This window comes from Pseudomonas putida (assembly GCF_001636055.1).
Classification (GTDB): Bacteria; Pseudomonadota; Gammaproteobacteria; order Pseudomonadales; family Pseudomonadaceae; genus Aquipseudomonas; species Aquipseudomonas machongensis.
Map to the genome: position 1 here is coordinate 5,569,184 of NZ_CP011789.1, position 13,576 is coordinate 5,582,759.

General features: G+C 64.1%; 11 protein-coding genes. 5 read left to right on the forward strand and 6 right to left on the reverse strand.

Annotated features, from left to right (window positions below):
- Nucleotides 1–120: 120 nt before the first annotated feature.
- From dusB to AB688_RS24905, 5 genes are all read left to right on the forward strand, one after another.
- A complete protein-coding gene (dusB, locus tag AB688_RS24885; protein WP_054894209.1) occupies nucleotides 121–1,134 on the forward strand; it encodes a tRNA dihydrouridine synthase DusB in 1,014 nt (337 codons plus the stop codon).
- Nucleotides 1,131–1,451, forward strand: a complete 321-nt coding sequence (gene fis, locus AB688_RS24890) for a DNA-binding transcriptional regulator Fis (protein ID WP_029614158.1) — start codon at nucleotides 1,131–1,133, stop codon at nucleotides 1,449–1,451. Before dusB ends, fis begins: the two co-directional genes overlap by 4 nt.
- 80 nt (nucleotides 1,452–1,531) lie before the next feature.
- Nucleotides 1,532–3,139, forward strand: a complete 1,608-nt coding sequence (gene purH / locus AB688_RS24895; RefSeq protein ID WP_063546312.1) for a bifunctional phosphoribosylaminoimidazolecarboxamide formyltransferase/IMP cyclohydrolase — start codon at nucleotides 1,532–1,534, stop codon at nucleotides 3,137–3,139.
- Nucleotides 3,140–3,321: 182 nt separating this feature from the next.
- Nucleotides 3,322–4,617 (forward strand): phosphoribosylamine--glycine ligase, encoded by a 1,296-nt coding sequence (gene purD / locus AB688_RS24900; protein WP_063546314.1) that lies wholly within the window; start codon nucleotides 3,322–3,324, stop codon nucleotides 4,615–4,617.
- Between the two features lie 135 nt (nucleotides 4,618–4,752).
- Nucleotides 4,753–7,524 (forward strand): hybrid sensor histidine kinase/response regulator, encoded by a 2,772-nt coding sequence (locus tag AB688_RS24905; protein WP_063546316.1) that lies wholly within the window; start codon nucleotides 4,753–4,755, stop codon nucleotides 7,522–7,524.
- 45 nt (nucleotides 7,525–7,569) lie between these two features.
- Here AB688_RS24905 and AB688_RS24910 read toward each other — a convergent pair whose 3' ends face one another.
- From AB688_RS24910 to cobG, 6 genes are all read right to left on the reverse strand, one after another.
- Complete coding sequence (locus AB688_RS24910; protein WP_063546318.1) at nucleotides 7,570–8,238, reverse strand: hypothetical protein; 669 nt, start codon at nucleotides 8,236–8,238, stop codon at nucleotides 7,570–7,572.
- A gap of 73 nt (nucleotides 8,239–8,311) precedes the next feature.
- The gene (locus AB688_RS24915) at nucleotides 8,312–8,995 is read right to left on the reverse strand and encodes a hypothetical protein (RefSeq protein ID WP_063546320.1); all 684 of its coding nucleotides are present in this window, start codon (nucleotides 8,993–8,995) and stop codon (nucleotides 8,312–8,314) included.
- Between the two features lie 120 nt (nucleotides 8,996–9,115).
- Nucleotides 9,116–10,822 (reverse strand): precorrin-3B C(17)-methyltransferase, encoded by a 1,707-nt coding sequence (gene cobJ / locus AB688_RS24920; protein ID WP_063546322.1) that lies wholly within the window; start codon nucleotides 10,820–10,822, stop codon nucleotides 9,116–9,118.
- Entirely contained in the window at nucleotides 10,810–11,544 is a 735-nt protein-coding gene (locus tag AB688_RS24925; RefSeq protein ID WP_172964810.1) for a precorrin-2 C(20)-methyltransferase, read from the reverse strand. Before AB688_RS24925 ends, cobJ begins: the two co-directional genes overlap by 13 nt.
- Entirely contained in the window at nucleotides 11,541–12,167 is a 627-nt protein-coding gene (locus AB688_RS24930; RefSeq protein WP_054894218.1) for a precorrin-8X methylmutase, read from the reverse strand. The genes AB688_RS24925 and AB688_RS24930 overlap by 4 nt, the downstream gene beginning before the upstream one ends.
- Complete coding sequence (gene cobG, locus AB688_RS24935) at nucleotides 12,160–13,491, reverse strand: precorrin-3B synthase (RefSeq protein WP_063546324.1); 1,332 nt, start codon at nucleotides 13,489–13,491, stop codon at nucleotides 12,160–12,162. Before cobG ends, AB688_RS24930 begins: the two co-directional genes overlap by 8 nt.
- Between the last annotated feature and the right edge of the window lie 85 nt (nucleotides 13,492–13,576).

Genomic DNA, 13,576 nt, shown 5'->3' on the forward strand with positions numbered 1-13,576 from the left:
TCATAAGCCCACAACTGTTCAGATTTTATCCAGTTCCATCTTTATCCGGTCACCGAGAGCGGGTATCATGCCATCCCTTTTTCGAACTCCAATGATCCGGCCCCACAACAGGGAACACCTATGTCGGCGGTACGCATCGGCCCATATACACTGCAGAACAACCTGATCCTCGCGCCTATGGCCGGGGTGACGGACCAGCCTTTCCGCACGCTTTGCAAACGTCTGGGGGCGGGCATGGTGGTGTCGGAGATGGTCACCAGCGACATGAACCTGTGGAACAGCCGCAAATCGCGCCTGCGCCGCATCCACGAAGGCGATCCCGAACCGCGTTCGGTACAGATCGCCGGTGGCGATGCACAGATGCTGGCCGCGGCAGCGCGAGCCAACGTCGAGTCCGGTGCCCAGATCATCGATATCAACATGGGCTGTCCGGCAAAAAAAGTCTGCAACAAAGCGGCAGGCTCTGCTTTATTGAGAGATGAAGCGCTGGTCGCTGAAATCCTCGACGCGGTGGTCGGTGCGGTCGATGTGCCGGTCACCCTGAAGATTCGCACCGGCTGGGATCGCTCGAACAAGAACGGCCTGAACGTGGCGAAGATCGCTGAACAGGCCGGAATCCAGGCGCTGGCGGTGCATGGCCGCACACGCGCAGACCTGTACACCGGTGAAGCCGAGTACGACACCATCGCCGCAATCAAGCAGGCGGTGTCGATCCCGGTTTTCGCCAACGGCGACATCACGTCGCCAGAAAAGGCCCGGGCGGTGCTGGATGCCACAGGGGCCGACGGCCTGCTGATCGGCCGTGCCGCCCAAGGGCGGCCATGGATCTTCCGCGAGATCGAGCATTACCTGCGGACAGGCGAGCATCTTCCGGCTCCCGGGCTGGATGAAGTGGAACGCATTCTGCTGGAGCACCTTGCCGCGCTGCATGCCTTCTATGGGGATGTGATGGGCGTACGTATCGCCCGCAAGCACGTGGGCTGGTACCTGGCAACACGCACGGGCGGCAGGGAGTTTCGCGCCCGCTTCAATGCCTTGGAAGATACCCAAGCGCAGTGCGCCAACGTTCGGGCGTTTTTCGCCGAACGTCGACAGAGCCTTGAGACAGAGGACGGACAAGGGGTGGCCGCATGACGATGATGACCGAGACATTAGTGAGTGGAACAACGCCCGTGAGCGACAACGCCAACCTGAAGCAGCACCTGAACACGCCGAGCGAAGAGGGCCAGACCCTGCGCGACAGCGTCGAAAAGGCACTGCACAACTACTTCGCCCACCTGGAAGGCGCCACCGTCACGGACGTGTACAACCTGGTGCTCTCGGAAGTCGAGGCACCGCTGCTCGAGAGCGTGATGAACCACGTCAAGGGCAACCAGACCAAGGCCAGCGAGATGCTCGGGCTCAACCGCGGCACCCTGCGCAAGAAGCTCAAACAGTACGACCTGTTGTAAGCCAGAATCCCAATCAGAAAAGGCGGCTCCGTTGAAAGAGGCGCCTTTTTTGCTGACTCCACCGCGTTATGGAATCCGAAATGACCGACCAGACTACCCGCCTGCCGATCCGCCGCGCCCTGATCAGCGTCTCCGACAAGACCGGTATCCTCGAGTTCGCCCGTGAGCTGCAACAGCTCGGTGTCGAGATCCTGTCCACCGGCGGCACCTACAAGCTGCTCAAGGATAACGGCGTGAACGCGGTGGAAGTGGCCGACTACACCGGCTTCGCCGAAATGATGGACGGCCGGGTCAAGACCCTGCATCCGAAGATCCACGGCGGCATCCTCGGCCGTCGCGGCACCGACGACGCCATCATGAACGAGCACGGCATCAAGCCGATCGACCTGGTCGCGGTCAACCTGTATCCGTTCGAAGCCACCATCAGCAAGCCAGGTTGCGACCTGCCGACCGCCATCGAGAACATCGATATCGGCGGCCCGACCATGGTGCGTTCCGCGGCGAAGAACCACAAGGACGTCGCCATCGTGGTCAACGCCAGCGACTACGCCGGCATCGTCGAAGGCCTCAAGGCCGGCGGCCTGACCTACGCCCAGCGCTTCGACCTGATGCTCAAGGCCTTCGAGCACACCGCCGCCTACGACGGCATGATCGCCAACTACATGGGCAGCATCGACCAGTCCAAGGACACCCTGTCGACCGAAGGCCGCAGCGAGTTCCCGCGCACCTTCAACAGCCAGTTCGTCAAGGCCCAGGAAATGCGCTACGGCGAGAACCCGCACCAGAGCGCGGCGTTCTATGTCGAAGAAAAGAAAGGCGAGGCCAGCATTTCCACCGCCGTCCAGTTGCAGGGCAAGGAACTGTCGTTCAACAACGTGGCCGACACCGACGCCGCGCTGGAGTGCGTGAAGAGCTTCGTCAAGCCGGCCTGCGTCATCGTCAAGCACGCCAACCCGTGCGGCGTGGCGGTGGTCCCGGAAAACGAAGGTGGCATTCGCAAGGCCTATGACCTGGCCTACGCCACCGACACCGAGTCGGCGTTCGGCGGCATCATCGCCTTCAACCGCGAACTCGACGGCGAAACCGCCAAGGCCATCGTCGAGCGTCAGTTCGTCGAAGTGATCATCGCACCGAAAATCTCCCAGGCCGCCCGCGACGTGGTCGCCGCCAAGCAGAACGTACGCCTGCTCGAGTGTGGCGAATGGCCTGCCGAGCGCGCTGCTGGCTGGGACTTCAAGCGCGTCAACGGTGGCCTGCTGGTGCAGAGCCGCGATATCGGCATGATCAGCGCCGAGGACCTGAAGGTCGTCACCAAACGCGCGCCGACCGAGCAAGAGATCCACGACCTGGTGTTCGCCTGGAAAGTCGCCAAGTTCGTCAAGTCCAACGCTATCGTCTACGCCAAGAACCGCCAGACCATCGGTGTCGGTGCCGGCCAGATGAGCCGCGTTAACTCCGCTCGCATCGCTGCAATCAAGGCCGAGCATGCTGGTCTGCAGGTACAGGGTGCGGTCATGGCTTCGGACGCGTTCTTCCCGTTCCGCGACGGCATCGACAACGCCGCCAAGGTGGGTATCAGCGCTGTGATCCAGCCGGGTGGCTCGATGCGTGATGCAGAAGTCATCGCCGCCGCCGACGAAGCCGGTATCGCGATGGTGTTCACCGGTATGCGCCACTTCCGCCACTGATTTATGGCAATCGGCCGCACTGAAGCAGGCATCTGCTGCGTTGGGGCCGGTTCCGCTGATGCTCATTGCCAGAAGGCAACTCCGCTCATCGGAACCGTCCCCGCCTTGCATCTACCTGCTTCATTGCGACCTCGTACAGCGAGAAGCATTGTCTCTCGTTCGACAGATTTCGAGGTTTTGACATGAAAGTTTTGATCATCGGCAGCGGCGGCCGTGAACACGCCCTGGCCTGGAAAGTCGCCCAGGATCCACGCGTCGAGAAAGTCTTCGTGGCCCCGGGCAACGCCGGCACGGCCATCGAAGCCAAATGCGAGAACGTCGCCATCGACGTCTGCGCCCTGGAGCAACTGGCCGATTTCGCCGAGAAGAACGTCGACCTGACGATTGTCGGTCCTGAAGCGCCACTGGTCATTGGTGTGGTCGACCTGTTCCGCAGCCGCGGCCTGGACTGCTTCGGTCCGACCAAGGGCGCAGCGCAGCTCGAAGGCTCCAAGGCCTTTACCAAGGATTTCCTGGCTCGCCACAAGATCCCGACCGCCGACTACCAGAACTTCACCGAGATCGAGCCGGCGCTGGCCTACCTGCGCGAGAAAGGCGCACCGATCGTGATCAAGGCCGACGGCCTGGCCGCAGGCAAGGGCGTGATCGTCGCCATGACCCTGCAGGAAGCCGAAGACGCCGTGCGCGACATGCTCGCCGGCAACGCTTTCGGTGAAGCCGGTTCGCGCGTGGTGATCGAGGAGTTTCTCGACGGCGAGGAAGCCAGCTTCATCGTCATGGTCGATGGCCACAACGTGCTGCCAATGGCCACCAGCCAGGACCACAAACGTGTCGGCGACAAAGACACCGGCCCCAACACCGGCGGCATGGGCGCCTACTCGCCGGCCCCGGTGGTCACGGCCGACGTGCACCAGCGCGTGATGGACCAGGTGATCTGGCCGACCGTGCGCGGCATGGCCGAGGAAGGTAACGTCTACACCGGTTTCCTCTATGCCGGCCTGATGATCGACAAGGCAGGCAACCCCAAGGTCATCGAGTTCAACTGCCGCTTCGGCGACCCCGAGACACAACCGGTCATGCTGCGCCTGGAGTCGAGCCTGGTGCTGTTGGTCGAGGCCGCATTCGCCAAGGCTCTGGACAAGGTCGAAGCACAGTGGGACCCACGCCCGAGCCTGGGCGTAGTGCTGGCCGCTGGCGGTTACCCGGGCGACTACGCCAAGGGTGACGTGATCCACGGCCTGGACGCTGCTGCCAAGATCGAAGGCAAGGTGTTCCACGCCGGTACTGCACTCAAGGATGGCCAGGTGACCACTAACGGCGGACGCGTCCTGTGTGCCACCGCCATGGGCAGCACCGTTGCCGATGCACAGCAGCAGGCCTACCGCCTGGCCAAGGAAGTCAGCTGGAACGGTAGTTTCTACCGTACCGACATCGGCTACCGAGCCATCGCCCGCGAGCGCGGTGAACACCAGCAGTAAATTGCGGCCCGCAGGTCGTAGCGCCTTGGCGCACGGCCTGCGGCTCGTCGACAGGGCCCCATCGGGGCCTTGCCTTCGGCGCGGCACGCCGCGCATAGTTGTTATCCGGCTTATCAGCCAAGAAAGGATCTCGTCGTGCGTCGGCTTCGGATTGCCACTGCCCTGATCGTCAGCATGCTGACCCTGCTCTGCCTGCTTCCGGCTGCGGCCGAACAAGGCGGCGGGTGGTCTGTGCTGCTCGATGAACAGGCAAGCCTGCAGCTCTCCGACGTACGCTCCGACCGCTATCGCAACCAGTTCAGCCCGCTGCAACTGGATGAGCTGGATGCCGCCCTGCCCGACCAGGCCCTGTGGCTGCACTACCGTCTGGAGCCCGCCGACCAGGAGCGCCTGCTGCGCATCTTCGCCCCCGACCTGTCACGCCTGGACCTCTACGCCCTCGACGGCAGCACGCTGCTGCGCCAGTTGCACCATGGTCGACAGTTGGGCAACGCCAGCCCCACCCTGCGCGGCAGCGACCACGTTCTGCCACTGCCCAACGCCACACAACCGCTGGACATCTACCTGCGCCTGGTCTCCGAGCACCAGTTGCGCCCGGCGATCTCTCTGGAATCGGCGGCCAGCGCGGCCATCGACCAGCGCCAGCCGCTGCTGTTCGGCCTGCTGTTCGGCGGCCTGGTGATGCTGATCCTGCACAACCTGATTCGCTTCTTCTACACCCGTTCCAGCACGACCCTGGTGCTGGCGCTCTACCACGCGTTGATGCTGCTCAGTGCCTTGATCCTGCTCAACCTCAGCGGCCCGTGGTGGCACCTGTGGCACAGCGCGCAAACGCCTGCTGCCTACCTCACGCTGGTCCTGGCAGGGCTTTGCGGGTTGTACTTCACCCAGCGCTTCTTCTCGCCCTGCGGTTCCGCGCGGCTCACCCGCATCCTGCAGGCAGAAATGCTGATCGCCGCGATCAGCGGCTTGCTCCTGCTGTTCATCGACACCCTGCCGCTGAACCTGACCACCTACACCCTGCTTGCCCTCGGCAGCCTGAGCATGCTCCTGGCCAGCGCCTACTACTGGTACAAGGGCTACAACCCCGCCCGCCTGTTCACCTTGGCCATGCTGGTGTTCAACCTCGGTGGCCTGGTCCTGCTGCCGGCGCTGCTCGGCCTGACCCGCACCCCCACCCCCTGGCTGCTGGTCATCCTGATGGGGCTGACCGTGGTCAGCGGCCTGTTGCTGAACCTTGCCGTCAGCGAGCGCCTGCGCAAGATCAACGAGGAGCGCGTGCGCGCCAGCCGAGCCCTCGCCGCCAGCGACGCCGAGATCAACGCCAAGGCCGAATTCCTGGCCAAGATCAGCCACGAGATCCGCACGCCGATGAACGGCGTGCTGGGCATGACCGAGCTGCTGCTGGGCACACCGCTGTCGGTCAAGCAGCGCGACTATGTGCAGACCATCCACAGCGCCGGCAACGAGTTGCTCACGCTGATCAACGAGATCCTCGACATCTCCAAGCTCGAATCACGACAGATCGAGCTGGATGATGTGCAGTTCGATCTCAACGCACTGATCGAAGACTGCCTGAACATCTTCCGGGCCAAGGCCGAACAGCAGAACATCGAGCTGATCAGCTTCACCCAGCCACAGGTGCCACGCGTGATCAGCGGCGACCCGACGCGGTTGCGTCAGGCGCTGTCGAGTCTGCTGGACAATGCCCTGAAGAACACCGACCAAGGCGAAATCCTGCTGGTGGTGGCCCTTGACCAGCGCGGTGACGCTCCGCGCCTGCGTATCGCCGTGCAGGACAGCGGCGAGCCGATGGCCAGCGCCGAGCGCGAGGCTTTGCTGCAGGCCGAGCTGCACAGCCACCACTTCCTCTCCAGCAACAAGCTTGGCGGACACTTGGGGCTGGTGATCGCCAAGCAGTTGATCGGACTGATGCACGGCGAATTCGGCATCAAGACCAGCACCAGCCTGGGCAATACGCTATGGCTGACACTGCCGCTCGATCCACTGCGCCTGGAACAGCCGCCCGCCGACCTTGACGGTCCGCTGCGCGATGCTCGGGTGCTGGTAGTGGACGATAACGACACCTGTCGCAAGGTGCTGGTGCAGCAGTGCAGCGCCTGGGGCATGAACGTCAGCGCCGTGCCTTCCGGCAAGGAGGCACTGGCGCTGCTGCGCACCAAGGCACACCTGCGCGACTACTTCGATGCCGTGCTGCTGGACCAGAACATGCCCGGCATGACAGGCATGCAACTGGCAGCCAAGATCAAGGAAGATCCGAGCCTGAACCACGACATCCTGGTGATCATGCTGACCGGCATCAGCAACGCGCCCAGCAAGATCATCGCCCGCAATGCCGGGGTCAAACGCATCCTCGCCAAGCCGGTAGCCGGCTACACGCTCAAGACCACCCTGGCCGAAGAGCTGGCCCAGCGCGGCCGCGAGCCGGCGATAATTGCCGCCCTCGGTGGCACGCCGACGCCGCTGAACCTGCCTGCCGACTTCCGTATCCTGGTCGCCGAAGACAACAGCATCTCGACCAAGGTGATCCGCGGCATGCTCGGCAAGCTCAACCTCGAGCCCGACACTGCCAGCAACGGCGAAGAGGCGCTGGAGGCGATGCAGGCCACGCGCTACGACCTGGTCCTGATGGATTGCGAGATGCCGATACTCGATGGTTTCTCCGCCACCCAACGCCTGCGTGACTGGGAGGCGGCCAACCAGCGCCAGCGCACCCCAGTGGTGGCGCTGACCGCGCATATTCTCAGCGAACACAAGGAACGCGCGCGCCTGGCCGGCATGGACGGGCACATGGCCAAACCTGTAGAGCTGTCGCAACTGCGCGAACTGATCCAGTTCTGGGCGAACCAGCGCGAGGCCGTGACAGATCACCTGCACGCCCCCTGACAAATCCAGCGACCCTGGTCCGCAAGGCCGCCGGATACAAAGGTTTCAGCTTTTCGCGAGCTTAACGTTGCGCAGGAAGTCCCCCCCCTTCCCATACACCCGTTGACGCACGAGCGCTTTGTACTTGTCACGGAACAGCCTCAGGTTGAATCGCACCAACTCCACCCGCACCTTCGAGAAGTCCAGCCCAGGATTCTGATTCATGAACAGCGTTCCGATGTTCCAGCGGGCAGTCACTCCTCCCTCCATGTGATAGATCACCATGTCGAAGTAATCTCCCGAATGCCTTACACAGGGCAGCAACTGGAAATGGATCTTTTCCGTCTGGCGCAACGAGTAAGAAAAGATCTCCAGCGCCTCGGCATCCTGCGCCAGACCCTCCAGCGCCTGCTGGGTCGCATCTGCCATCGCTGCGCTGCCGTACTGGCTGATCAAGGCCTGTGCATCCTTCTTGAGGCTGTCCCTGTCCGGTCCAGGCAAGATCACACCTGGGGCAGGCGTGGCATCCCATCCGAGGAATTTCAGCTTGCGTCTGTAGCAATCGAACCAGTCCGTGACCAGACCTGCACCAAACTCCTCGCGGGTGGTGAGCTGGGCATACAGGTTACCCAGCAAGATGTCCTCGCGCTCGTCAGGACTCACTCCCGGCAAGAACACGGCCAGACTACCCGGAGCCGCGCTGGCGCGAACTGCTTTGTCGTTATCCACACTCATGGTGCTCTCCTTTGTGCCAAGGCTGCGCCTGGTGCGGTCGCGTGACACCCGCGCCAGGCGCGAGCAGGTGGGATCAGGCCTTGAGTTTCATGCTCAACAGCGACTTGCGGCTGTTCGAGGAGACACGAGAAGTCAGCACATCACGCACCGACTCGTACAGACCGTGATGGAAGACCAACGCAGCACTGTTGGTCACGGTGAGATTGGTATGAGACGTCCAGTTGAACAGCAAGCCTTTGTAGTTGGTCACAGGGTCGCCGTCACTCTGGATCGACACGATGAACATCACCACCTCACCGCCAGGCGACTGTTCACACTGGGCCAGCGTCAGCGCAGTGTTATCGATCTCCTTGGCCTCGATATCGAAGACCGTGACGGCATCCGGCGAATTGGCAATCGCATCCATCGCAGCTGTACCGACTTTCTGCACGGTATCTTTCACACCGCCAGAGAGATAACTGGCAGCCAGCTTCAAACCCTTGCCTACAAGGTTGCTGGCGGACATCGACTTGCCGCCATCAGTGACGGTTTCGGTCTTGTAGTTGACCGGCAGCCAGCCGGCCTGCTGCATGACCGACGTATAGTTCTGGAACCATTCTGCCGCCTGAGTGACCGGATTGAACTCTGCCGACGCCGCGCTCATGGCGAATACGTGACACTCCTTGGCAGCATCCCGGTTGCGCATGTCCATGGTATCGGAGAACACGAATACGTTACGTTTGGGCAAGATCTCTATATCGTGGTTTTCAGCAGTCATGACCGTTGTTCCTCTCTTGGTTCAATTGATGTCCGAGGCCTTCTGGCCTCGGCTACCAACCTAATGAGAAGAACAGGATGCGGGCGCTGCGTAACCCTTCCCCGGCGGGCAAGCGCTCCCTCAGGAGTCGCGGCCGTACCAGCGAGGGGTGTAGACCCAGCGCCCCCCTCCGACCTTGTCGATACAGCAAGTGGTCGAGGATCCAACCAGCACCATCGTGCGCATATCGACCATCTCCGGCAGCAGCTCTGCCAGCGTGACGACCTTCAGCGTCTGCCCCGGCCTACCGATATCGCGACCAAGGACTACGGGCGTGTTGCCCTGTCGATGCCGGCGTACCACCTCCAGCGCCACACCGAGCTGGTGCGGTCTGGACTTTGAAATCGGGTTGTAGAAGGCCAGTACCAGGTCGGCTTGCGCCGCGAGGTCCAGGCGCTTCTCGATGATCGACCAAGGTTTGAGATTGTCCGACAGTGACATGACGCAGAAGTCATGCCCCAGCGGAGCTCCGGCCTGGGCAGCGGTGGCCAGGGATGCGGAGACGCCCGGCAGGATCTGCAGATCGACCCGGTGCCAGGCCGGATCGCTGGACTCGTGCAGCGCCTCTAACACGGCGGCTGCCATGGCGAACACCCCCGGATCGCCCGACGACACCACCACCACCGAACGCCCTTGTGCGGCAAGTTCGAAGGCATGGCGCGCGCGCTGCATCTCTTCGCGATTATCGGTGCAGTGCAGCACCTGGTCGGCACGGAAAGGGCCGGCCATGCGCACGTAGGTTTCGTAACCCAGCACATCCTCGGCGCGAGCCAGTTCGGCCTTGACCGCCGGCACCATGAGGTCGGCGGCGCCAGGGCCCAGTCCGATCACTGCCAGGCGGCCGCGTAGACGGCCGACCTGTTGTGGAACGATCGGCGACGGCGTCACGGCGATGGCCAGTCCGCACTGTTCGATGACCTGTGCTCCATCCAGCGCCTGCGTGGCCATCTCGGTCAGGCTTGAACGTGACGACGCAAACCGCAGCGGCACACCAAGGTCTCGCGCCGCCTCATGCAAGGCTGGCTCGGCCATGTCATCCTCACCCGCCAGCAAACACGCTAGCGAGGCTTCAGCGATATTCGCCGCAGCCAGGGCAGCACGCACACGGGCGGGGAGGTCTGGCTGGGCGACATCCACCGCCACCAACACCGAACGCACATGGATCAGCAGTTCGTCGCGGCTAGCCGGGCGTGCCTGCCAGCCGACATGAATACTGCGTCGGGCTGCTGCGTCTTCGGGCAGTTGCGCCTGGGCCAGCCAGGGCGCCGCGCCTTCGATGCGCACGCTCTCGCCGGCCAGCAGGTCAGAGACGAAGCGCTTGCCCTGCTCCAGGTCCGCCAGGGCGTAGCCTGTCGGCGGATTGAGCAGGCAGGTGCCGAAACGCAGCTCACCGCTGGTGGTGATGGCCGCCGCCACCCCCAGCACCTCGCCGATCTCCCGCGCCATGACATTGACGCCGCTCAGGCCGCCCAGCAGCGGTACCACGGCGCTGCCGTCCTCCGCCACCGCCAGCACCGGCGGCTCGGCGCCCTTCTCGCCAAGCAGGGGCGCCAGGGTGCGAATGACGATCCCGGCCGCGCACAGGGCGATGATCGGCGCACCCTCGCGGTACAGGCCGCGCAGGGTGTCGCCGAAGGATTCGTAGCAGTGCTCGACACCTTCGACCCGGCCGCTCAGGCCGTAAACCCGCGCCTGTGGATAACGCTGCTGGATCCGCTGGGCGGTGGCCAGGCTGCCAGGGCCGAGAATGACGATGGCCGGTGCCTTGTCGCTGTTCATCCCTGCCATTTTTCACCCGGTACCACGATCAGCGAGAAATACGGCGAAGACTGCGGATCAACCGCGTCCAGCGCGACGATCTTCTGGTTGGCCATGGTTGCGCGCTCCACGTACAACGCGCGACCGTCCAGGCCCAGCTCGGCAAGCACCTCGCGCACCTTGGGGAAGTTGCGCCCAAGCTTCATGATCACTGCGGCGTCGGCATCGGCCAGACGGCGCTTGAGTTCTTCGTGGGGCAATACACCGGAGAGCACGGTCAGGGTCTGGTTGCGGTAGACCAGCGGCGCACCGAGTACGGACGCCCCGCCGAGCATCGAGCACACGCCCGGGATCACCTCGGCCTCGTAGCGCTGGGCCAGGCGATCGTGCAGGTACATGTAGGAGCCGTAGAAGAACGGATCGCCTTCGCAGATCACCGCCACATCACGACCGGCGTCCAGGTGTTCGGCCACCTGCACGCTGGCTTCGTCGTAGAAGTCGCTGATCACCTGCTCGTACGACAGCGGTGCCGGCAGTACCTCGGTGGTGACCGGATACACCAGCGGCAGCAGGGTCTGCTGCGCCTGCAGGTGCGCCTCGATGATACCGAAGGCATTGCCGCGCTTGCCCTTGGCCACGAAATACGCCACCACCGGCGCCTCGCGCAGCAGGCGCAGGGCCTTGACCGTGATCAGTTCCGGGTCGCCAGGGCCAACCCCCAGGCCGAGCAGACGTCCACGGGGCTGCATCATTCCACCTCCGTGGCGAGCGCATTGACAGCAGCGGCGGCCATGGCGCTACCACCCAGGCGCCCCTGCATGATGACGAACGGCACACCACGGCTGTCGGCGGCCAGCATCGCCTTGGACTCGGCAGCGCCGACGAAGCCTACCGGAAAGCCCAGGATCAACGCAGGCTTGGGTGCACCGGCGTCAAGCATTTCCAGCAAGTAGAACAGCGCGGTCGGGGCATTGCCGATCACCACCACGCTGCCCTCCAGATGCGGGCGCCACAGCTCGAGGGCCACCGCCGAGCGGGTGTTGCCGGCGTCCTTGGCCAGGCCCGGCACGCTGGGATCACGCAGGGTGCAGATGACCGGGTTGTCGGCCGGCAGACGCGCGCGGGTGATACCTTCGGCAACCATGTGCGCGTCGCAGAGAATCGGTGCGCCCTTGGCCAGGGCCTGGCGCCCCGCCGTTCCGGCACCTTCGGAAAACTGCAGGCCGTCGATGGCCTCGACCATGCCGCAGGCGTGGATCACCCGCACCGCGAGCTTTTCCAGATCGGCCGGAATCCGCTCCAGGCGGGCCTCCTCGCGAATGATGCGGAAGGAATTGCGATAGATCTCCTGACCATCGCGGATGTAGTCAATCATCTAGGTGCTCCGTCGGCAGGTCGAGCATGGCGCCTGCTTCTTCTGGGGTAAGGTCGGATGCGCGCAGTCGGCCGAAACCCGGCAGGCGTGCATCGCGAAAATAAAGGTCATAACGGCCCGGGGCGCGGGCCAGCAGGGTGGCCGGGGCGACATGGGCCACGGCACAGGAACGCGGGCAGCCCGACAGGTGCAAACTGGCCGGGGCGCCATGGTGCAGCAGGCCGGCGATCACCTGCGCATCGGCCTTGGTGTCGGACTGGCCCTTGGCGCAACCACTGGAGCCGGTGCAAGCGCTGATGCGTGCAAGTGGCTGCAAGACGTCGTTGATCATGCCCAGCGCCTTTGTCTCGGCTTGGGCCTGCCCGAGCAGCGATGGATCGAAGTTCGGCAGCACCAGGCTCTGCCAGGGTGTGAGCCGCAGGCTGCCATCACCGGCCTCGCGCGCAAGCCTGGCCAGGCCGCGAAGCATGGCGGGCGTCAAGCGCCCCAGCGGCGGCGCCACGCCGAATGCACTGCCCTCACGCTGGGCCAACACACCGAGCCAGCGCGGTGTGGCAGGCACACGCCGCCATTGACGCACAGCGCTGTCGCGACGAATCGGCAGGCCCAGCCCTTCGACGAAATCCTGCACGGGGCAGGTCTGCAGCAACTGGCGCATCCGTGTCTGCTCGGGCGTGGCCAGGTCGAGGAAGCGCTCCAGCACCGCCTGCACCAATGCCACCCCCTGCTCCAGCGGGACGGCGCCAACGGTTGCGCCATCCCCCGGGCAGCCCGCCAGCCCAAAGGCCAGCCACACCTGCCGGTCAAGCAACAGCGCCGACAGCCACAGGTCATGGGGGTGCGCGAGCATCGCCAGGGACTCCCCCGCGTCGAGCTGCACGGCGAACTTGGCCGACAGTTCATGCAGCCGCGGGGTGGTTTCCAGCAGGTGCAGGATCTGCCCGGCCAGGGGCCGAATGTCGATCAGCATCGCCGGATCGACACCGGCCAACGGGCTGAGCATCAGGTTGCGGACATCGTCACCGGCCGCCTCGCGCGGGCCGAGGCCGGCATCGAGCAGGTGCCCGACCAGCGCCAGGTGGTGGTCGCCGATACCGCGTATCTGCAAGTTGGCGCGGTTGGTTGCCTCGATCACCCCGCCGGCGAAGCGCTCGGCAGCCTCGGCCACCGCCTCTGCCTGCTCGGCCAGCAGCAGGCCGCCGGGGAGTTTGATCCGGCAAATGCCGCCATCACGCGCCGCGACGATGCGCCACAACCCCGGGCAAGCCGAGGGGCGGGGCGAAACGGCGGGTGTGTGGGGTGGCTTCAAGGGGGATTCCGGCAATCGTGAAGACGCGCTTCAGTGTAGAAGGCGCGGTATTATGCCTGCTTTGTCCGGCGGCATGAAAAGCCGATGGTCGAGCAATGCA

Bases quoted from the DNA above. Each gene is read 5' to 3' on its own strand.
- dusB (WP_054894209.1), top strand. From the start codon at position 121: ATGTCGGCGGTACGCATCGGCCCATATACACTGCAGAACAACCTGATC.
- fis (WP_029614158.1), top strand. From the start codon at position 1,131: ATGACGATGATGACCGAGACATTAGTGAGTGGAACAACGCCCGTGAGC.
- purH (WP_063546312.1), top strand. From the start codon at position 1,532: ATGACCGACCAGACTACCCGCCTGCCGATCCGCCGCGCCCTGATCAGC.
- purD (WP_063546314.1), top strand. From the start codon at position 3,322: ATGAAAGTTTTGATCATCGGCAGCGGCGGCCGTGAACACGCCCTGGCC.
- AB688_RS24910 (WP_063546318.1), bottom strand. From the start codon at position 8,238: ATGAGTGTGGATAACGACAAAGCAGTTCGCGCCAGCGCGGCTCCGGGT.
- AB688_RS24915 (WP_063546320.1), bottom strand. From the start codon at position 8,995: ATGACTGCTGAAAACCACGATATAGAGATCTTGCCCAAACGTAACGTA.
- cobJ (WP_063546322.1), bottom strand. From the start codon at position 10,822: ATGGCAGGGATGAACAGCGACAAGGCACCGGCCATCGTCATTCTCGGC.
- AB688_RS24925 (WP_172964810.1), bottom strand. From the start codon at position 11,544: ATGATGCAGCCCCGTGGACGTCTGCTCGGCCTGGGGGTTGGCCCTGGC.
- AB688_RS24930 (WP_054894218.1), bottom strand. From the start codon at position 12,167: ATGATTGACTACATCCGCGATGGTCAGGAGATCTATCGCAATTCCTTC.